Origin of the sequence: Streptomyces sp. NBC_00091, assembly GCF_026343185.1 — a bacterium.
In the GTDB taxonomy this organism is placed as follows: Bacteria; Actinomycetota; Actinomycetes; order Streptomycetales; family Streptomycetaceae; genus Streptomyces.
In genome coordinates, this window is sequence record NZ_JAPEMA010000001.1 from 1,758,993 (window position 1) to 1,777,874 (window position 18,882).

Annotated in this window: 17 protein-coding genes; 5 read left to right on the top strand and 12 right to left on the bottom strand. The window is 73.4% G+C overall.

Translation table 11 applies throughout. The annotated features are described in order from the left end of the window. Window positions 1-64: 64 nt before the first annotated feature. Window positions 65-904, top strand: a complete 840-nt coding sequence (locus OOK34_RS07775; RefSeq protein ID WP_267036665.1) for a hypothetical protein — start codon at window positions 65-67, stop codon at window positions 902-904. A 184-nt stretch (window positions 905-1,088) separates the two neighbouring features. Here the strand turns inward: OOK34_RS07775 and OOK34_RS07780 are convergent, their stop codons facing one another. Further along, a complete protein-coding gene (locus tag OOK34_RS07780) occupies window positions 1,089-2,501 on the bottom strand; it encodes a PLP-dependent aminotransferase family protein (protein WP_267033140.1) in 1,413 nt (470 codons plus the stop codon). A 46-nt stretch (window positions 2,502-2,547) separates the two neighbouring features. Here OOK34_RS07780 and OOK34_RS07785 point away from each other — a divergent pair, with 46 nt between their 5' ends. Next, on the top strand, window positions 2,548-3,048 hold the full coding sequence (locus OOK34_RS07785; RefSeq protein ID WP_267033141.1) for a carboxymuconolactone decarboxylase family protein: 501 nt from the start codon (window positions 2,548-2,550) through the stop codon (window positions 3,046-3,048). 15 nt (window positions 3,049-3,063) lie between these two features. Here OOK34_RS07785 and OOK34_RS07790 read toward each other — a convergent pair whose 3' ends face one another. From OOK34_RS07790 to OOK34_RS07815, 6 genes are all read right to left on the bottom strand, one after another. Further along, window positions 3,064-3,948 carry a hypothetical protein gene (locus OOK34_RS07790; RefSeq protein ID WP_267033142.1) on the bottom strand — a complete coding sequence of 295 codons (885 nt, stop codon included), beginning with the start codon at window positions 3,946-3,948 and terminating at the stop codon, window positions 3,064-3,066. Window positions 3,949-3,951: 3 nt separating this feature from the next. Next, a complete protein-coding gene (locus OOK34_RS07795) occupies window positions 3,952-4,326 on the bottom strand; it encodes a hypothetical protein (RefSeq protein ID WP_267033143.1) in 375 nt (124 codons plus the stop codon). Then, on the bottom strand, window positions 4,316-6,067 hold the full coding sequence (locus OOK34_RS07800) for a hypothetical protein (protein ID WP_267033144.1): 1,752 nt from the start codon (window positions 6,065-6,067) through the stop codon (window positions 4,316-4,318). The genes OOK34_RS07795 and OOK34_RS07800 overlap by 11 nt, the downstream gene beginning before the upstream one ends. Before the next feature lie 142 nt (window positions 6,068-6,209). Continuing rightward, window positions 6,210-7,199 carry a malate dehydrogenase gene (locus tag OOK34_RS07805; protein ID WP_267033145.1) on the bottom strand — a complete coding sequence of 330 codons (990 nt, stop codon included), beginning with the start codon at window positions 7,197-7,199 and terminating at the stop codon, window positions 6,210-6,212. Window positions 7,200-7,531: 332 nt separating this feature from the next. Next, entirely contained in the window at window positions 7,532-8,062 is a 531-nt protein-coding gene (locus tag OOK34_RS07810; protein ID WP_267033146.1) for a DUF3017 domain-containing protein, read from the bottom strand. Beyond that, window positions 8,052-8,912 carry a bifunctional methylenetetrahydrofolate dehydrogenase/methenyltetrahydrofolate cyclohydrolase gene (locus OOK34_RS07815; RefSeq protein ID WP_267033147.1) on the bottom strand — a complete coding sequence of 287 codons (861 nt, stop codon included), beginning with the start codon at window positions 8,910-8,912 and terminating at the stop codon, window positions 8,052-8,054. The genes OOK34_RS07810 and OOK34_RS07815 overlap by 11 nt, the downstream gene beginning before the upstream one ends. Before the next feature lie 254 nt (window positions 8,913-9,166). On the opposite strand from OOK34_RS07815, the gene OOK34_RS07820 reads away from it, so the two are divergent. Next, window positions 9,167-9,904, top strand: coding sequence for an RDD family protein (locus OOK34_RS07820; protein WP_267033148.1), 738 nt, complete (start codon window positions 9,167-9,169; stop codon window positions 9,902-9,904). A 94-nt stretch (window positions 9,905-9,998) separates the two neighbouring features. On the opposite strand, the gene purH is transcribed toward OOK34_RS07820, so the two are convergent. Together purH and purN are read right to left on the bottom strand one after the other, a co-directional pair. Then, window positions 9,999-11,591, bottom strand: a complete 1,593-nt coding sequence (purH, locus tag OOK34_RS07825; RefSeq protein ID WP_267033149.1) for a bifunctional phosphoribosylaminoimidazolecarboxamide formyltransferase/IMP cyclohydrolase — start codon at window positions 11,589-11,591, stop codon at window positions 9,999-10,001. Then, window positions 11,588-12,211: a phosphoribosylglycinamide formyltransferase gene (purN, locus tag OOK34_RS07830; protein WP_267033150.1), complete on the bottom strand. Its 624-nt coding sequence runs from the start codon at window positions 12,209-12,211 to the stop codon at window positions 11,588-11,590. The genes purH and purN overlap by 4 nt, the downstream gene beginning before the upstream one ends. Before the next feature lie 250 nt (window positions 12,212-12,461). Between purN and OOK34_RS07835 the strand changes: the two genes are divergently transcribed. Next, on the top strand, window positions 12,462-13,028 hold the full coding sequence (locus OOK34_RS07835; protein WP_267033151.1) for a hypothetical protein: 567 nt from the start codon (window positions 12,462-12,464) through the stop codon (window positions 13,026-13,028). 344 nt (window positions 13,029-13,372) lie between these two features. Here the strand turns inward: OOK34_RS07835 and OOK34_RS07840 are convergent, their stop codons facing one another. Further along, complete coding sequence (locus tag OOK34_RS07840; protein ID WP_267033152.1) at window positions 13,373-14,869, bottom strand: DUF6350 family protein; 1,497 nt, start codon at window positions 14,867-14,869, stop codon at window positions 13,373-13,375. Window positions 14,870-14,988: 119 nt separating this feature from the next. Between OOK34_RS07840 and OOK34_RS07845 the strand changes: the two genes are divergently transcribed. Then, window positions 14,989-16,575: a helix-turn-helix domain-containing protein gene (locus tag OOK34_RS07845; protein WP_267033153.1), complete on the top strand. Its 1,587-nt coding sequence runs from the start codon at window positions 14,989-14,991 to the stop codon at window positions 16,573-16,575. 75 nt (window positions 16,576-16,650) lie between these two features. Here OOK34_RS07845 and sucD read toward each other — a convergent pair whose 3' ends face one another. Beyond that, window positions 16,651-17,568, bottom strand: coding sequence for a succinate--CoA ligase subunit alpha (gene sucD / locus OOK34_RS07850; protein ID WP_267033154.1), 918 nt, complete (start codon window positions 17,566-17,568; stop codon window positions 16,651-16,653). 21 nt (window positions 17,569-17,589) lie between these two features. Next, entirely contained in the window at window positions 17,590-18,768 is a 1,179-nt protein-coding gene (sucC, locus tag OOK34_RS07855; RefSeq protein ID WP_267033155.1) for an ADP-forming succinate--CoA ligase subunit beta, read from the bottom strand. Window positions 18,769-18,882: the final 114 nt, after the last annotated feature.

The following is an 18,882-nucleotide window of genomic DNA, read 5'->3' on the forward strand; positions in this document are numbered from 1 at the left end:
GGAATCCGGCCGCCGTCACACCCTTGTCACGATGGTGACCTAGAGTCGGTTCGTGCTGATTGGGATGGTTTGCGCGCTGGGTGCGGCGGTCTGCTTCGGTACGGCGTCGGTGCTCCAGGCGGTGGCGGCCCGGGCGGCGGCGCGCCCGGGGGCGGGTACGGGGGCGGGGGCGAGGGCTTCCGGGGTCGACGCGGCGCTGTTCCTGCGGGCGGTACGGCAGTGGCGGTACCTGGCGGGGCTGGGGCTGGACGCGGTCGGCTTCGTGCTCCAGATCATCGCCCTGCGGCACGTCCCGATCTACACGGTGGGGGCCGCGCTGGCCGCCAGCCTGGCGGTGACCGCGGTGGTCGCGGCGCGGCTGCTGCGGGTGCGGCTGTCGCGGCTGGAGTGGGGCGCGGTGGGGGTGGTGTGCGCGGGGCTGCTGATGCTCGGGCTGGCCTCCGGTGAGGAGGGGTCCGGTACGGGGACGCTCGCGCTGAAGCTGGGGCTGCTGGGGGTGGCGGCGCTGGTGCTGGTGGTCGGCGCGGTGGCGGGGGCGCTGCCCGACGGGCCGCGCGCGCTGGCGCTGGGGCTGGCGGCGGGGACGGGCTTCGGGGTGGTGGAGGTGGCGGTGCGCCTCATCGACTCCGTCTCGTTGCGGGAGCTGCGCAATCCCGCGCTGTACGCACTGCTGCTGGGCGGGGCGGCGGCGTTCCTGCTGCTCACCTCCGCCCTGCAGCGCGGCTCGGTGACGGCGGCGACGGCGGGGCTGGTCCTGGGCGAGACCCTCGGCCCGGCGGCGGTGGGCGTGGCGTGGCTCGGCGACCGCACCCGCGAGGGCCTGACGTGGCTGGCGGTGGCCGGCTTCGCGGTGGCGGTGGCGGGAGCCCTTGCGCTGTCGCGCTTCGGGGAGCCGGAGGCGTAGCCCGCCGGTCCCGGTCCCTGCGGGGCTGTCCCCTACCCGCCCTTCCTCCGTTCCCCGGGCTCTGCCCGGACCCGCGCCTCAAACGCCGGCGGGGCTGGATCTTTCAGCCTCGCCGGCGATTGAGGCGGGAACGGAGGAAGGGCGGGGAGGGGCAAGCCCCGCAGGGACCGGCGTCCGCCGAACCTCACGGGAGCGTGCTGGTCAGGGCGGTGAGGGTGGGGGTCCAGGCGCTGGTGGCCGGGGTGCCGTAGCCGACGACCAGGGCTTCGCGGACCGGCATCGGCGAGTCGGGGTGGCGGTAGCGGGCGAGGCCCTCGAGGGCCAGGTCCTGCCAGGCGGCGGCCTGGACGATGGAGCGTTCCGTGCCCGGCGGGAGGTCCAGCACGGCGTGCAGCCCGGCCGCGATGCCGGAGACGGGGACCCGCCCGGCCACGGCGGCCACCAGTTCGTCCCGGCGGCGCCGGTAGCGCTGGCGCATGCCGCGCACGTGGCGGTCGTACGCCCCGGAGGTGATGAACTCCGCCAGCGTCAGCTGGTCCAGGGCGCTGGAGGTCCAGTCGACCCGGCCCTTCGCCTCCAGGACCTCCTCCAGCAGGTCCGGCGGGACCACCATCCAGCCCATCCGCAGCGCCGGGGCCAGGGACTTGCTCGCGGTGCCGAGGTACACCACCCGGTCCGGGTCCAGCCCCTGGAGCGCGCCGACGGGCTGGCGGTCGTAGCGGAACTCCCCGTCGTAGTCGTCCTCCAGGATCACCCCGCCCGTGCTCCGCGCCCAGTCCACGGCCGCCGCTCGCCGCCCGGGGGTGAGGGCCGCGCCCGTCGGGAACTGGTGCGCCGGGGTCAGCAGCACCGCCCCCGCCCGGGGGCCCAGCCCGGCCAGGTCGGGGGTGCGGGCCCCGGCCTCGTCCACCCACAGCGGAAGGGTCCGCAGCCCGGCCCCGGTCAGCAGCTCCCGGTGCACGTCGAGGCTGTACCCCTCCACGGCCACCTCCCGCACCCGGCGCCCCCGCAGCACCCGCCCCAGCAGCATCAGGGCGTGCGCGAAGCCGGCGCACAGCACGATCCGGTCCGGGTCGGCGTACACCCCGCGCGCCCGCGCCAGGTACCCGGCGAGCGCCTCGCGCAGCTCCACCCGGCCGCGCGCGTCGGCGGCGTACCCGAAGGCCTCGTTGGGGGCGGCGGTCACCGCCCGCCGGGCCGCCGCCAGCCACGCGGTGCGCGGGAAGCCGCCCAGGTCCGGGGAGCCGGGGAGCAGGCTGTACGCGGGCCCCCGGCGCGCGGGACGGCGTACCTGGGGCGCCCCCGCCTCCCGCCGTACGCGGGCCCGTTCCGCGACGCGGGTGCCGGAGCCCTGGCGGGCCGTCAGCCAGCCCTCGGCGACGAGTTCCGCGTACGCCTCGGCGACGGTGTTGCGGGCGATCCCCAGGTCGGCGGCGAAGGACCGCGAGGACGGCAGCCGCGTCCCCGGCGCCAGCCGCCCGCTGCGCGCGGCCTCCCGCAGCGCCTCCGCCAGGGCGGCCCGCAGGCCGCGGCCGCCCGCCGCCGCGGCGAGGTCCAGGTGCAGGTCGGCGCCGAAAGTGGCCCATGATCCCGTCATGGACATGGACCATATCGGCGGGCCGCCCGCTCCCTAGAGTGGGGGCATGACGACGAACGAAACCCCCGCATACGCACCCGAACAGCCCGCCCGGATGCAGTGGCACCAGCTCGCCCCCGAGGTCTACAAAGCCATGGTCAACCTGGAGATCGCGGCCCGGAAGGGGCTCGACCCGGTGCTGGTCGAGCTGGTCAAGATCCGCGCCTCGCAGATCAACCACTGTGCGTTCTGCATCGACATGCACACCAAGGACGCGCTGGCGGCCGGGGAGAGCGTCGAGCGGATCCTGCTGATGGGCGCGTGGGAGGAGTCGCGGCACTTCTACACGGAGAAGGAGCTGGCGGCGATCGAGCTGACCGAGGCCGTCACCGTCCTGACGGAAGGTTTCGTCCCCGACGAGGTCTTCGAGAAGGCCGCCAAGCACTTCGAGCCGGCCGAACTGGCCCAGCTGATCGCCGTGATCTCGACGATCAACGCCTGGAACCGGTTCGGCGTCACCACCCGCTCGGTGCCGGGGCACTACACCCCCGGCATGTTTAAGCACTGAGCAGCCAAGTACTGGTCAGCCCGGCCGGAACGAGTCCAGCGCCGCCGTCAGGTTCGCCCGTGTCGTCGTGCTGTCGCCGGCCGGGCCGGCCGCCAGCAGGGCCCACCGCTTGCCGTCCGGGGTGGTGATGATCCGTTCCATGCCCCGGCGGCGGCCGTGGGACTCCGCACTGTCGTACTCGTAGACCAGCTCGCAGGCGCTGCCGGCGACCGGTTCGAGGGAGACCTGCCGGAAGGCGGGGGTCGCGTCGTTCAGGCGGTCCGAGGACATCCGCAGCAGCTCGCAGGAGCCGGTGCCGCTGTCCTCCGTGACCCGGAAGATCTGGAGCAGGGCGCTGCGGTCCCCGGGCAGGCGGTAGAAGGCCCCGCTGCCCGTCTCGTTGTGGCTGGGCTCCCAACCCGTGGGGACGGCCACCGAGAAGCCCGCCTCGTTGCGCACGACGGTGTAGCCGGGGCTCCCGGTGCTCGCCGAGGCGCCGGGGGCCGGTGACACGGCCGTCGTACCCGCCGGCGGGCTCGCGGGCGCGGACGGCGTGGCCGGCTGCCCGGACGGGGAGTCCGAGGCGGGCGGGCGGGTGGCCGTCGCCGGGCCGTCCTGCGTGCCCAGCAGCATCCACGCCGCCACCGAGGCCCCGCCCACGACCGCCGCCACCAGACCCACCAGCAGCGGAGTACGCCACTGCTGCCCGCCGGGCGGGGGCGGGGGCGGCGGGGGCACGGGCGCGGACGGGAGCGGGGGCCACGGCTCGTGGTACCCGGGCGCGGGCCCCGGCGGCAGCGGGGGCGGGGTGGGCGGCGCGGGCACGGGCGGCGGCGGAGGCGTGGGCCCCGGCCCCGGAGCCGGCCCCCACTCCCAGCTCTGCGACTGCGGGTCCCACCGGGCGCCGTCGGACGAGGACACCGCTCAGCCTCCCAGCGAGGTGAGCAGTCCGCCCAGGGCGGTGGCCGCGCTCAGCGACTCCACCAGCGGGGCCCACCGCACCAGTGCCCCGCGCAGCCGCGCGGGCAGGCCCTGCGGAATCTGCTCGGCATCCTCCAGCTCCTCGGCGACCCCGTCGAGTTCGGCGTCGAGGTCCCCGCGCCCGGTGCTGCGGGGCAGCCGGACGAGGGCGGCACGCAGGTCGCGTACGGCCTCCAGCAGCTCCTCCGCGCCCGGCGCCCGGTCCCCCGTACCGCCGCCGTTGTTGACGGTGTTTCTGTTGTTGCTGCCGCCGATGCTGAAGGCGGTGTTGTGGACGTCTCCGATCCGGACCGGGCGCTCGTCGTCGTTACTTCCCACCGCTGCTCCCCTTGCCGCTCGTACCGCTGTTGTTGGTGTTGTTGCTGCCGCCGATGCTGAAGGCGCTGTGGTTCACCGACTGGATGAAGGTGGCACCCTCGGCGACGTGGACCGCGCGCTGCGCGAACTCCTCCGTGTGCCAGCCCGCTTCGTGCAGGGCGACGGTAACCCCGCCGACCACCCGGTCCTGAATGGTTTTCAGATACCGGTCGAGGTCCATGAGGTGGAAGAGGGAGCCGTCCTCCCGCGCGGCGAGTTCCCGCACCGACAGCTCCGGCCCCTCGGGGCGGGCGCCGCCGTGGCCGCCGGTGACGATCCGCCACCAGCTGGCGACCCCCCGGCCCAGGGTGGCGACGGAGCCCGCGAACGAGCCGGGGGTCGCGGCGAGCGCCTCGACCGCCTTGCCGAACCAGGTGTTGTTCAGCAGCCGCTGGGCCGCCGCGTCGGCGTTCTGGAACCGGGTGCGTACGGGAAGCAGCACGTGCGGGGCCACTTCCAGCATCAGCATGCGGCCCTGGGTGTGGACCCGGACGAAGACGGTGACGACGAGGTTCTCGTCCCAGCCGCCGACCCGGATGCGCAGGAAGTGCCTGCGCCGCTCCCCGCCCTCCTCTATGGCGCCGAGGCGGTGCTCGGCGAACTGCTGCGGGGACAGCGGCGCCGCGTCCCGGTGCGGGAGCCCGACCGCCGGCAGGAAGACGCACTCGTCGACGACCAGCTCGCGCAGCCGGTCCAGTACGGAAGCCTGGGCCTCCGGCGAGCCGTGCGGGGAGGGCACGCGCAGGGCGTGCAGGAGCGGGACGATGCGCTCCACGATGTGGGCGTTGGTGACGGGCTGCGGCTTGCGGTCGGGCCCGAGGTCGTCGCGGGGGCGCAGTTCGACGGACAGCTGCCAGGGCCGGTAGGCGTCCCCCGCCCCGGTGAACGGGCCGTTGATGTTGTACATGATCAGCGGGGCGTGCTGCTCGTTGCGGATCCGGCCGCGGACCCGGGCGAAGCGGGGGCTCGGCGAGGTCTCGGCGGGATCGCCCGGCTGGTCGGCGTACCGGCGCGGGGCGAGTTCGGTGGAGACGATCCGGGCGGCGTGGCCGCGCTGGAGCGCGACGACGGTGACGACGGCCGCGAAGACCAGGGGGGTCAGCCAGACGATCGGGGTGCCGGAGGAATCCCCGTAGCTGCTGTAGCCGCTGTAACCGCCGTAGCGGGAGCTGCTGGAGGAGAAGGAGAAGAAGTCGAGGAACTCGGCTGCCGCCAGCACGTCGCCGGTGGCCATCGCCCAGAGCCAGAAGACGGCCAGGACCAGCGAGATCCAGGCGTAGATCCGCATCAGCACGGCCAGTAAGCGCACCAGGGCGTTGCGCCGGGCGCGGAGCCAGTGGGCGAAGCTGAGCATCAGGAAGGGGAAGAGCAGCAGGGTGAGGGCCCCGCTGGTCAGCAGGGAGCCCACGAACCAGGCGCCGATGACCCCGCCGGCCCAGGCGAGTTCGATGCGGCGGGCGCGGAGCGCGTGGGCGAGTACGCGGGTGGCGTCGAAGCCGTAGGAGGGGGCGGCGATCCGTTCCTCGTGCACGAACAGTTCGTCGATCACCCGGTCGCGGTACGAAGCGTCGAGGTAGGTTCCCGCGCACAGGAGGCGGCCCGCCTCGCTGACGGAGGGGTGCACCGGTGGGCGGCCGTCCCGTGGATCGGCTGCCCAGGCGTTGCCGCCGCCGGACTGAGGGGGAATCAGGTGGTCGGTCACCGGGCGACCTTATTTACCACCTACATGGACCGATAGGCGTTTTCACGCCAAAGCGCCCCGGCCTGGTTTGGCCGGGGCGCAAGGGCGTTCGCAGGGATCATGCGATCAGGTGAACCCGATCAATCGTCCGCTGCCGGAGCGATCAGATGAGGCCGAGCCCGCGCACCGCGTCGCGCTCCTCGACGAGCTCCGCCACGGACGCGTCGATGCGGGTCCGGGAGAACTCGTTGATGTCCAGGCCCTGGACGATCTCGTACTTGCCGTCCGTGCAGGTGACGGGGAAGGAGGAGATGATGCCCTCCGGGACGCCGTAGGAGCCGTCCGACGGGATGCCCATCGAGGTCCAGTCGCCCGCGGCGGTGCCGTTGACCCAGGTGTGCACGTGGTCGATCGCGGCGTTCGCGGCCGAGGCGGCCGAGGACGCGCCACGGGCCTCGATGATCGCGGCGCCGCGCTTGGCGACGGTCGGGATGAAGTTCTCGGCGAGCCACAGCTCGTCGTTCACGACCTCGGCGGCGTTCTTGCCGGCGATCTCCGCGTGGAAGATGTCCGGGTACTGGGTGGCCGAGTGGTTGCCCCAGATGGTCAGGCGCTTGATGTCGGTGACGTCGGCGCCGGTCTTCTGCGCGAGCTGCGAGATCGCGCGGTTGTGGTCCAGGCGGGTCATCGCGGTGAAGCGCTCGGCCGGTACGTCCGGGGCGGCGGCCTGCGCGATGAGCGCGTTGGTGTTGGCCGGGTTGCCCACGACCAGGACCTTGATGTCGTCCGCGGCGTGCGCGTTGATCGCGGCGCCCTGCGGCTTGAAGATGCCGCCGTTGGCGGAGAGCAGGTCACCGCGCTCCATGCCCTTGGTGCGCGGGCGGGCGCCCACGAGCAGGGCGACGTTGGCGCCGGCGAAGCCCTGGTTCGGGTCGTCGAAGATGTCGATGCCCTTGAGGAGCGGGAAGGCGCAGTCGTCGAGCTCCATGGCGGTGCCCTCGGCGGCCTTCATGCCCTGGGGGATCTCCAGGAGGCGGAGCTTGACCGGCACGTCCGCGCCGAGCAGGTGGCCGGACGCGATGCGGAAGAGCAGCGCGTAGCCGATCTGGCCGGCGGCGCCGGTGACAGTGACATTCACGGGAGTGCGGGTCATGGCCTTCTCCGTTAGACAGCTGGCGGTGGGGCGTCCCCGCCCCATGTGCTGGACCCCTGAGTAGGGGGCGGACGCCGCTTCCCTGTCCTGCGAATCTTGACGTGAAGAGACATCCGCGGTCAGGCTATCCGACCCGCGGGGCCCCCAATCCCCCGGTCCCTGTGGTCCGCGGCACACGGACCCCCGGGTTCGAAGGTTTCGAAGGCCCGGACGGGTGACCGCCCCCTACTCCCGCCCCCTGCCTGGAGTGCCGGCACGGGACCCGCCCGGCGGTCGTCGCGGCCCTGGAGGCCCTCGTCGGGCCGCCGGGCCGTCCCGGCCGTCCGGGCCGGCTAGCGGACGGTGAAGCGGACCGCGCTCTCCAGGAACGGGATCTCCAGCAGCGGCCTCGGCTCCATCACCAGGGCGAGCAGGGTGATGGCCACGCCCAGCAGCCCGTACGTGACCATGTCCGTGAAGCGGGAGCGCACCGCGAGCATGCCCACCGAGGGCAGGACGCGCCGGAGCACCGCGGCCGCGATCAGGGCGACGCCGATCATCAGGCAGCCGACCCGCGGATGCCCCATCGCCGTGGACAGCAGCCCGGCCGCGGTGGCGGCGAGGACGCTGAGCATCGGCCACTGACGGGCGGGCGCGGACACGGCCCCGGGGATGGCCCGGCCGCCGCCCTCGGGGCGGGCCGTGTCCTGGGTGAGGGTGGGAAAGCGCCGGGACTTCGCGGCAGCCGGGGCAGCCGGCGCGGCGGCGGGCCCGGAGCCCGCGGCGGGGCCGGCCGGGGCGGCCGCCGCGCGGGACGCCTCGTCAGGCGCCCCGCCGGTACCGCCCGTACCGCCCGTCCCGCTCGCCTCGTGCTCAGCCCGCACTGGTGGTCCGCTCCGCCGCCTCGACGACGTTCACCAGCAGCTGTGCCCGCGTCATCGGGCCGACACCGCCCGGGTTCGGGGAGATCCAGCCCGCCACCTCGGCGACGCCCGGGTGGACGTCCCCGACGATCTTCCCGTTCTCGTCGCGGCTGACGCCGACGTCGAGCACGGCCGCGCCCGGCTTCACGTCCTCCGGCTTCACCAGGTGCGGAACGCCCGCCGCCGCGATGACGATGTCCGCCTGGCGCAGCAGCCCGGAGAGGTCGCGCGTACCGGTGTGGCACAGGGTCACGGTGGCGTTCTCGGACTTGCGGGTGAGCAGCAGCCCGATCGAGCGGCCGACGGTGATGCCCCGGCCGAGCACGACGACGTGCGCGCCGTTGATCTCGACCCCGTGGTGGCGCAGCAGCTCGACGATCCCGTACGGGGTGCAGGGCAGCGGGCCCCGCTCGTTGAGGACGAGGCGGCCCAGCGACATCGGGTGCAGCCCGTCGGCGTCCTTGGCCGGGTCCATCAGCTCCAGGACGCGGTTGGTGTCGATTCCCTTGGGGAGCGGCAGTTGGACGATGTAGCCCGTGCAGTGCGGGTCGGCGTTCAGCTCCCGCACGACCTCCTCGATGTCCTCCTGGGAGGCCGTCGCGGGCAGTTCGCGCTGGATGGAGGCGATGCCGACCTCGGAGCAGTCCTTGTGCTTGCCGTTGACGTACCAGCGGCTGCCCGGGTCGTCGCCGACCAGCAGGGTGCCGAGGCCGGGGGTGATGCCCCGGGCCTTCAGCTGCGCCACGCGGGCGGTCAGTTCGGATTTGATCGCGGCTGCAGTGGCCTTGCCATCGAGAATCTGGGCGGTCATGTGGGCATCCTCCCGGATGGGGCGGCCCGGCTTCCAGTCGGGCCGCGGCCGGATCGCGTTCTTGATTGCACTTGCACAACAAGTCTGGCCCGCTCGGGCAACCAACTGGACAAGCCAGGTGCGGGCCCACCACGATGACGGGCAGCAAGCAGATCGGAAAGAGTGCCGCGGGCAGTGCCGGGGGGCGTACCGCAGAAAGCAAGTGTCCTCCAGGCGTGCCGTGCGTCCCCGCACTTCACGGAGGAAACACCCAGATGAGCTTCGGCGACCCGAACAACCCTTACGGGCAGCAGCAGCCTCCTGCCCCGCAGGGGCAGCCCGGTTACGGATACCCGCAGCAGGCCCCCCAGGGCGTCCCGCCGCAGGGCGGCTACGGATACCCGCAGCAGGGCCAGCCGCCGTACGGCGTCCCGCCGCAGACCCCCGGCACGCTCCAGGCCAACAACGGCCTCATCAACGTCGCGGGCCTCGGCACCGTCCAGGTGGCCACGATGGGCCGCCGCTTCGGCGCGCGCGTGATCGACGGCATCGCCATCGGCATCCTGTACGCGGTCTTCAGCGCGATCGGCCTCGCGGGCGTCTTCGGCGCCTCGAAGTCCATCGACGACTGCTCCGGCATGGACCCGCTCTCCCCCGCGTACAGCACCTGCGTGAACGAGGCGTCCGAGGCTGCGGGCGGCATCGTCATGGCCTTCCTCGGCATGATGCTGCTCTTCTTCCTCATCACGCTGCTCTACGAGTGGCTGATGATCGCCTTCGTCGGCGCCACCCTCGGCAAGATGGCCCTGGGCCTGAAGGTCGTCAAGGAGAACACCGGCCAGAACCCGGGCCTGGGCGGCGGCTTCATCCGCTGGATCATCCCGATCGTCGGCGCCTTCCTCTGCTACATCGGCGCCATCCTGGTCTACCTGTCCCCGTTCTTCGACAACTCGGGCAAGCTCCAGGGCTGGCACGACCGTGCCGCGGGCACGCTCGTCGTCAAGGTCAAGTGACCTGACGGCCCCGCTCGGCTGAACGACGCGAAGGCCGCGTCCCGCAGTGCGGGACGCGGCCTTCGCCGTTGCCGTACCGGTCGTACCGGTCGTATCAGTGGAAGAAGTGACGGGTACCGGTGAAGTACATCGTCACGCCCGCCTTCTTCGCGGCCTCGACGACCAGCTCGTCACGCATCGAACCGCCCGGCTGCACGACGGCCTTGATGCCGGCGGCGGTCAGGATCTCCAGCCCGTCCGGGAAGGGGAAGAAGGCGTCCGAGGCCGCGTACGAGCCCTGCGCGCGCTCGGCGCCGGCCCGCTCGACGGCGAGCTTCGCCGAGTCGACGCGGTTGACCTGGCCCATGCCGACGCCGACCGAGGCGCCGTCCTTGGCGAGCAGGATCGCGTTGGACTTGACGGCGCGGCAGGCCTTCCACGCGAAGGCGAGCTCGGCCAGCTCCTCGGCGGACAGCGCGTCGCCGGTGGCCAGGGTCCAGTTCGCCGGGTCGTCGCCGTCGGCCTGGCCCCTTCCCTTTTCAAACGTGTCCGAGTCCTGGAGCAGCACGCCACCGCTGATGGGCTTGAGGTCGCCCGGCTGGTGCGGGGTGCCGTCCACCTTCAGGACGCGGATGTTCTTCTTCTTGGCCAGGACCTCGACCGCGCCGTCCTCGTAGGCGGGGGCGGCGATGACCTCGGTGAAGATCTCCGCGACCTGCTCGGCGAGCTCGACGGTCACCGGGCGGTTGACGGCGATGACGCCGCCGAAGGCCGAGAGCGGGTCGCAGGCGTGCGCCTTGCGGTGCGCGGCGGCCACGTCCTGGTCCACGGCGATGCCGCACGGGTTGGCGTGCTTGATGATCGCGACGCAGGGCTCTTCGTGGTCGTAGGCGGCCCGGCGGGCGGCCTCGGTGTCCACGTAGTTGTTGAAGGACATCTCCTTGCCGTGCAGCTGCTCGGCGTTGGCGAGCCCGCCCGGCTGCCCGTCGGTGTAGAGGGCGGCGGCCTGGTGCGGGTTCTCGCCGTAGCGCAGGGTCGACTTGCGCTCCCAGGCGCCGGCCAGGAACTCGGGCAGCGCGCCCTCCTCACCCTCCGGGGCGTAGGCGTTGGTGAACCAGGAGGCGACGGCCACGTCGTAGGCGGCGGTGTGCTGGAAGGCCTCGGCCGCGAGCCGCTTGCGGGCGGTCAGGTCGAAGCCGCCGCCCTGGGCGGCCGCGAGGACGTCGGCGTAGCGGGCGGGGCTGGTGACGACCGCGACCGAGGGGTGGTTCTTGGCGGCGGCGCGGACCATCGACGGGCCGCCGATGTCGATCTGCTCCACGCACTCGTCGGGGGTGGCGCCGGAGGCGACGGTCTCCCGGAAGGGGTAGAGGTTGACGATCACCAGGTCGAAGGGCTCGACGCCCAGCTCGGCGAGCTGCCGCTGGTGGTCCTCCAGGCGCAGGTCGGCGAGGATGCCGGCGTGCACGCGCGGGTGGAGGGTCTTGACCCGGCCGTCGAGGCACTCGGGGAAGCCGGTGAGCTCCTCGACCTTGGTGACGGGCACCCCGGCGGCGGCGATCTTCGAGGCGGTGGAGCCGGTGGAGACGAGCGCCACGCCCGCCTCGTGCAGGCCGCGCGCCAGCTCTTCCAGGCCCGTCTTGTCGTAGACACTCACGAGCGCACGCCGGATCGGCCGCTGAGTCGTCGTCGTTTCGTTGGCGGTCACTGGATTGTTACCTTTCGTCCCTCAATGCGGTAGCCGTGCCGGGCCAGGCGCCCCACGACGTCGACGAGCAGCTGGCGCTCGACTTCCTTGATGCGCTCATGGAGCGCGGCTTCGCCCTCTCCGTCCCGGATCTCCACGACACCCTGGGCGATGATCGGACCGGTGTCCACGCCGCTGTCCACGAAGTGGACCGTGCAGCCGGTGACCTTCGCCCCGTACGCGAGGGCGTCGCGCACCCCGTGCGCGCCGGGGAAGGCCGGGAGGAGGGCGGGGTGGGTGTTGATGAACCGGCCGCCGAAGCGGTCGATGAAGCTCTTGCCGACGATCTTCATGAACCCGGCGGACACCACCAGGTCCGGTGCGTACGCGTCGGTCGCCCCGGTGAGGGCGGCGTCCCACTCCTCGCGGCTCCCGTAGGCCTTGACGGGGCACACGAAGGTGGGGATCCCGGCCTTCTCCGCCCGTTCGAGGCCCGCGATGTTCTCGCGGTCGGCTCCTACGGCGACGATTTCGGCACCGAATCCCTCGGCTCCGCCGGGGTGGGCGTCGATGGCGTCGAGAAGGGCCTGGAGGTTGGTGCCGGAGCCGGAAACCAGCACGACCAGGCGGGAGGCGGCCATGGGAGGCCCTTTCTCACAGGATTTGCGACGTTCGTCTTGTGTGGTCATACGAAACTTCGGGGTACCGATATACGGGGAACCATACGAAGCCACCGACCGCCTGCAACGATACCGGCACACCGGACCGCCCCCGAGGGACGGGGGGACGGGCGGGCGGTAGCGTCTGGCATACAAGCCGCAAACGACGCGGTACGCGCCGCGCACGCGGGGCGCGTGCAGCGCCCACGACACAGGGGAAGTAACGCACTCGATGCCGGACCGCCGTCAGCCCGACCCCTCGACCGACGACAACCCCTTCGCGGCGCCCCCGGAGGGCCGGCCCGACCAGCCGTGGGAGCCGCGGCAGCCGCAGCGGCCGCAGGACGGCGGCGGCGGCCCCTCGGAGCCCGGCCCCGAGGGCCCGGCCCGGTGGGACCCGATGGACCCGGTCCAGCGGCGCGCGCGGTACGCGCTGCTGTCGGGCATGTGGGGCTTCTTCTTCGGGATCTTCGGGATCCCGTCGGTGGGGCTGCTGCTGGGCGCGCTGGCCATGTACTGGGGCATCAGCGCGCTGCGCGGCCGCCCGGCGACCGAGGCCGACCCCGGCGGCCTCGCCGCCCTCGGCCCGGCGGCCCGCCCGCAGCGCGCGGCGGCGGTCAGCGGCCTGGTCACGGCCTCGCTGGCGCTGCTGCTGGCGGGCAGCTCGTACGCGCTGCAACTGGCGTACAAGGACTTCTACATCTGCCGCGACGACGCCCTCACCCGCACCGCGGAACTCCAGTGCAACACCCTCCTCCCGGACAACGTCGTTGGCGACATCCTCAAGGTCCAACGCTGACCCGGGGGGCTCCCCAGCCCCACCCACCCACCCCGGCGAGGCCAGAACCCCCGGCAGAACCCAGCCCCGCCTGGGGGCACCTCCCAGCGGTAGCTGGGGGAGTTTGAGGCGCGGGGTCTGGGGCGGAGCCCCAGGGTCTTCCAGCCCCGCCGACGCTTGAGGCGCACCCACCCACCCGGCGCCTCGCCCACCCACCCAGCCCCGCCACCCACCCAGCCCCGCCGACGTTTGAGGCGCGGGGGTCTGGGGGCGGAGCCCCCCAGGGAGCGGGGTCCGGGGCGCAGCCCCGGGGAACGGGCGAAGGGCGGGGCGGGGAGCAGCCCGCGCAGCGGCACCACCGGCGGTCAGGACGCCGGCCGCCTCCGGGCCAGAACCCGCGCCCCCACCACCGCCGCCGGCAGCAACGGTTCCGCAGGCACCACAGCCACCGGCACCGCCACCACCGGCTCCGGAGCCGGCACGGCAACGGCGGGAGCAACCAACGGCTGCGCCGCCTTCCGCAACGCCTCCCACCGAAGCTCCCGCACCCCGGAGTCGTGCCACGCGTCCTCCACCCCACCGCCACCAACGGACCGCACCGGCCGCGTCCGCCACGCGTGCACCCCCACCGCCAACGGCACGGACAGCACCAGCGTCCACCCCGCCGCCGCGCCCCCCACGGCCCACCACACCGGCCCGAAGTCCGCCAGCCCCCGCGACCCCAGCGGCCCCGCCGCGGCCGCCGTCAGGCCCGCCATCACCAGCCCGCACACCACCGCGCCCAGCGCCGCCGTCAGCGCGGTCTCCCCGTACGAGACCTCCCGCGCCCGCCGCACCGCGAACCACCCGACCACCAGCCCGGCCGCCACCGGCACCCCGGCCGCCGCCCACGTCACCGGCGTCCCCGGCCCCTGCGCCGGCAGCGCCGCCAGCAGCGGGAACCTCGGCAGCGCCGCCGCCCCCTCGAAGCCGAGCGGTGTCGCCACCGCCCCCGCGCCGAGCGCGAACCCGGGCCCGAGCCCGTACGCCGCGCCCCACACCATGGCGTTCGGGATCAGTGCCAGGGCGAGCAGCAGCACCGCGAACCTCCCCGACCACACCCCGGTCAGCGTCAGGAACGAGTTCTGCACCTCCGCCGCGTGCCACGTCAGCGAGGCCCCGACCAGCAGGGTCCCGCCGCCCAGCAGGACGAGCACCCCCGCCGCGCCGGAGCGCAGGGCCAGCGCGTAACGGGGGCGGGCGACGGCCTTGCGTACGCCCCCCGGAACCCAGTCCGGCAGCGGCCCGACCGGCTTGCCCTTGGCCGCCCACACCCCGCCCGCGGCGGCGAGCACCGCCACCAGCGGGACGTGCCAGGCGGCACTGAGCGGGTCCGCCGGCATCGGCCCGCCGGCGGCGTACACCGTGGCGAGCGCCCCGACGGTGAGGTAGCCGCAGGTCACGGCAGAGAACACGGCACTGGCCGGCAGCACCTCGTCCCCGTCCGCGCCGGCGGCGTCCCCGGAGGCGCTGCCCAGCCGGGCGGCCCGCCGCATCAGCAGCACGGGCAGCGCCACCAGCAGCAGCGGAATCAGGCCGACGGGTGCCGGCGTCCCCGAGAGGGTCTCGTAGCGGACGAGTTCCGCGCCGTGGGCCATCAGCCACAGCCCGGCGGCGAGGTGCAGCGCGCCGCCGGGGCCGCTGTCCGGGTAGGGGGAGCTGATCCACAGCACGATCACGAGCACGGCCAGGAAGCCGAGCCCCAGTCCGGCGGCCACGGCCCCGCCCAGCACGCAGGCGGCGGCCGCCGGTGAACGACGCCGCGCGGCCACGGCCTGCGGGGCCGCCGGCAACGGGGTCCCGCGTTCGGTCACTTGGGTCACCCCGCCATGGTGCCCTCGACACGCGCTATGTCCGGGTAACAGGCGATTGACCGTGGTGTCGCTCAATATACGTTTATGTACTTTATCGCCCAGAACTGCCGGGTCGCGGGGAGTGTGGCATGACACAAGACGTCGAGACGGCCTCCGGCTCGGAGCTGGGCCTCCCGTCCCCCCAGGAGCGGCGGCGGCTGCGCGAGTCGGGCGGGCTGACGTACGAGGAGGTCGCGGCGGAGGTGGGCGTCACCCCGGTCACCGTCCGCTCCTGGGAGTGCGGGCGCACCGAACCGCGCGGGCGCACGCGCGAGGCGTACGCGGAACTCCTGGACCGGCTCGCGACCGCCGGGCCCGCCCCCGTGCGCCACGCGGGCGGACGGACCGGCGGGCCGCCGACCCGGCCCAGACCCGCCGCCAAGCGCGCCGCGAAACCGCCGGCCGCCCTGCCGCGCCACGAAACCCGCCCCCCGACCCGCCCCGCCCCACCCCCCACCACAGCACCCACCCCGACGGCCTACCGCCCCCCGCAGCCGGAACTCACCCCCACGCCCGACCGGCCCACCCAGCCGGAACTCACCGCGCCGGCAACCGCCCCGCCCCCGGATCCGGCCCCTGCCCCAGGGGCCCCCACCACCCAGGCGGCGCCCACCACCCAGGCGGCCCCCGCCCCCCAGGCCGACCCGGCCCCTGCCGCGGAACCCGCCACACCCGCGGCCGACCGCCCGGTGGCCCCGGCGGAGCCGGCCACCCCGGAGGCCGTCCGGCCTGCCGATCCGCCCGCCACCCCGGCGGAGCCGGCCTCCCCGGCGGCCCCCGCCGAAGCGGAACCCCCCGCACCGGCAACCCCGCAGGGGCCCTGGCGGGGGCCGTGGCAAGGACCCTGGCAAGGGCCCCCCTTCCGCCGGCCCGCCGACGCCTTCGACGCCCTCTACACCCACACCGCGCCCGCGCTCGTCCGCCAGGCCTACCTGCTCACCGGCCGCCGCGCCCTCGCCCTGCACTCCGTGGAGCAGGCGTTCCGTCAGGCCTGGGGCCGCTGGCCCGAGGTGGCCACCGACCCCGACCCCGTCGGCTGGGTGCGCTCGGTCGCGTACGAGTACGCCCTCTCCCCCTGGCACCGGCTGCGCCGGGCCCACCGGCACCCCGACAAACCCCCGGCCGACCCCGCCGACCGGATCCTGCTGGACGCCCTGCTCGCGCTTCCGCCCGTGCTCCGCCGGACCGTGCTGCTCTACGACGGCGTCGGCCTCGACCTGCCCGACACCGCCGCCGAGACCGAGGCCAGCACCCCCGCCACCGGCAACCGCCTGCTCCGCGCGCACGCCGAACTCGCCGGCCGGGTCCCCGAGCTGGTCGGCGTACCGCCGGAGGGTCGGTCGGCCCTGCTGCGCGAGCGGCTCGGCACGGTCCGGCCCGCCGTACGGCTCGAGCCGCACCCGGCCGACCTCGTACGCACCGTCTGCGAGCACCGCGCCCGGCGGCTGACGCGGGCCGCGCTCGCCCTGACCGCGGTGATCGCCGCGGCGACCGCGTACACGACCGTCACCGCGCCCGACCGGTACGAGCCCCCGCTCGCACCGGGCGCGAGCGTTTCCGGCGTCCCGCCCCACAGCGGCCCGCAGCGGCTCACCGAACAGAGCCGCGAGCTCCAGGACCAGCTGCGCGCCCACCCGGCCGCCGGGCCCAACCGCCTCTCCCCGAGCACCGAATGAAGAACGGGCGTGGCCCGCACCCCGAGGGGGTGCGGGCCACGCCCGTACATCCGTACATCCGTACAGCAGAGCTGCCTACTGGGCGGCGTTCAGGATCTCGCGCGCCAGCTTGGCGGTCTCGGTCGGCGTCTTGCCGACCTTCACGCCCGCGGCCTCGAGGGCCTCCTTCTTGGCCTGTGCGGTGCCAGAAGAACCGGAGACGATGGCGCCGGCGTGGCCCATGGTCTTGCCCTCGGGGGCGGTGAAGCCCGCGACGTAACCGACGACCGGCTTGGTGACGTTCTTCGCGATGAAGTCCGCCGCACGCTCCTCGGCGTCGCCGCCGATCTCGCCGATCATGACGATGAGCTCGGTCTCCGGGTCGGCCTCGAAGGCCTCCAGGGCGTCGATGTGCGTGGTGCCGATGACCGGGTCGCCACCGATGCCGACGGCGGAGGTGAAGCCGATGTCGCGCAGCTCGTACATCATCTGGTAGGTCAGCGTGCCCGACTTGGACACGAGACCGATCTTGCCGGGCTTGGTGATGTCGCCCGGGATGATGCCGGCGTTGGACTGGCCGGGGGTGATCAGACCCGGGCAGTTCGGGCCGATGATCCGGGTCTTGTTGCCCTTGGCGGTCGCGTACGCCCAGAAGGCGGCGGAGTCGTGCACCGCGATGCCCTCGGTGATGACGACGGCCAGCGGGATCTCGGCGTCGATGGCCTCGACGACGGCGGCCTTGGCGAAGGCCGGCGGGACGAAGAGGACGGAGACGTTGGCGCCCGTCTTTTCCATCGCCTCGGCGACCGAGCCGAAGACCGGGACCTCGACGGAAGTCGAGTCGCCCGTCTCCGACGGGACGTCGAAGTCGACGGTGGTGCCGGCCTTGCGCGGGTTCACGCCGCCGACGATGTTGGTGCCGTCAGCCAGCATCAGCTTGGTGTGCTTCATGCCCGTGGCACCGGTCATGCCCTGGACGATGACCTTGCTGTCCTTGTTGAGGAAGATAGCCATGTGAGTCTTTGACCTCTGCCCTTACTTCGCAGCCGCGAGCTCGGCGGCCTTGTCGGCCGCGCCGTCCATGGTGTCCACGCGCTGGACCAGCGGGTGGTTGGCGTCCGAGAGGATCTTGCGACCCAGCTCGGCGTTGTTGCCGTCGAGGCGGACGACCAGCGGCTTGGTGACCGCCTCGCCCCGGTCCTCGAGCAGCTGCAGCGCCTGGACGATGCCGTTGGCGACCTCGTCACACGCGGTGATGCCACCGAAGACGTTGACGAACACGGACTTGACGTCCGGGTCGCCCAGGATGATCTCGAGGCCGTTGGCCATGACGGCGGCGGAGGCGCCACCGCCGATGTCGAGGAAGTTGGCGGGCTTGACGCCGCCATGGTTCTCACCGGCGTACGCGACGACGTCGAGGGTGCTCATGACGAGACCCGCGCCGTTGCCGATGATGCCGACCTCGCCGTCAAGCTTGACGTAGTTGAGGTTCTTCGCCTTGGCGGCGGCCTCGAGCGGGTTCGCGGCCGCGTGGTCCACGAACTCCTCGTGGCCCGGCTGGCGGAACTCGGCGTTCTCGTCGAGCGAGACCTTGCCGTCGAGCGCGATGACGTCGCCGTTGGCGACCTTCGCGAGCGGGTTGACCTCGACGAGGAGCGCGTCCTCGGCGATGAAGGTCGCCCACAGGGTCACGAGGACCTCGGCGACCTGCTCGGCGACCTCGGCCGGGAACTGCGCCAGCGCGACGATCTCGCGGGCCTTCTCGATGGTCACGCCCTCGTTGGCGTTCACCGGGACCTTGGCGAGCTTCTCCGGGGTCTCCTCGGCGACCTGCTCGATGTCCATGCCGCCCGCAACCGAGGCCATGGCCAGGAAGGTGCGGTTGGTCCGGTCGAGGAGGTACGAGACGTAGTACTCCTCGAGGATCTCCGGCGCGGTCTCGGCGATCATCACCTTGTGGACCGTGTGGCCCTTGATGTCCATGCCGAGGATGTCCGTCGCGCGTGCGACGGCCTCGTCGGGGGTGGCGGCGAGCTTCACGCCACCGGCCTTGCCGCGGCCGCCGACCTTCACCTGGGCCTTGACGACCGACTTGCCGCCCAGCTTCTCGGTGGCCTCGCGAGCCGCCTCAGGCGTGTCGATGACTTCACCGGCCAGCACCGGTACACCGTGCTTGGCGAAGAGGTCCCTCGCCTGGTACTCGAACAGGTCCACGCGCGTCCGTCCCTTGTCTTAAAAGATTCGCAGTGATTCGCGGTTTGTCTGCTATCTGCGTGGGCGTGCCGCGGAGGGCAACGTGACGGCGCTGTCACTAGGAAGGCGCACACG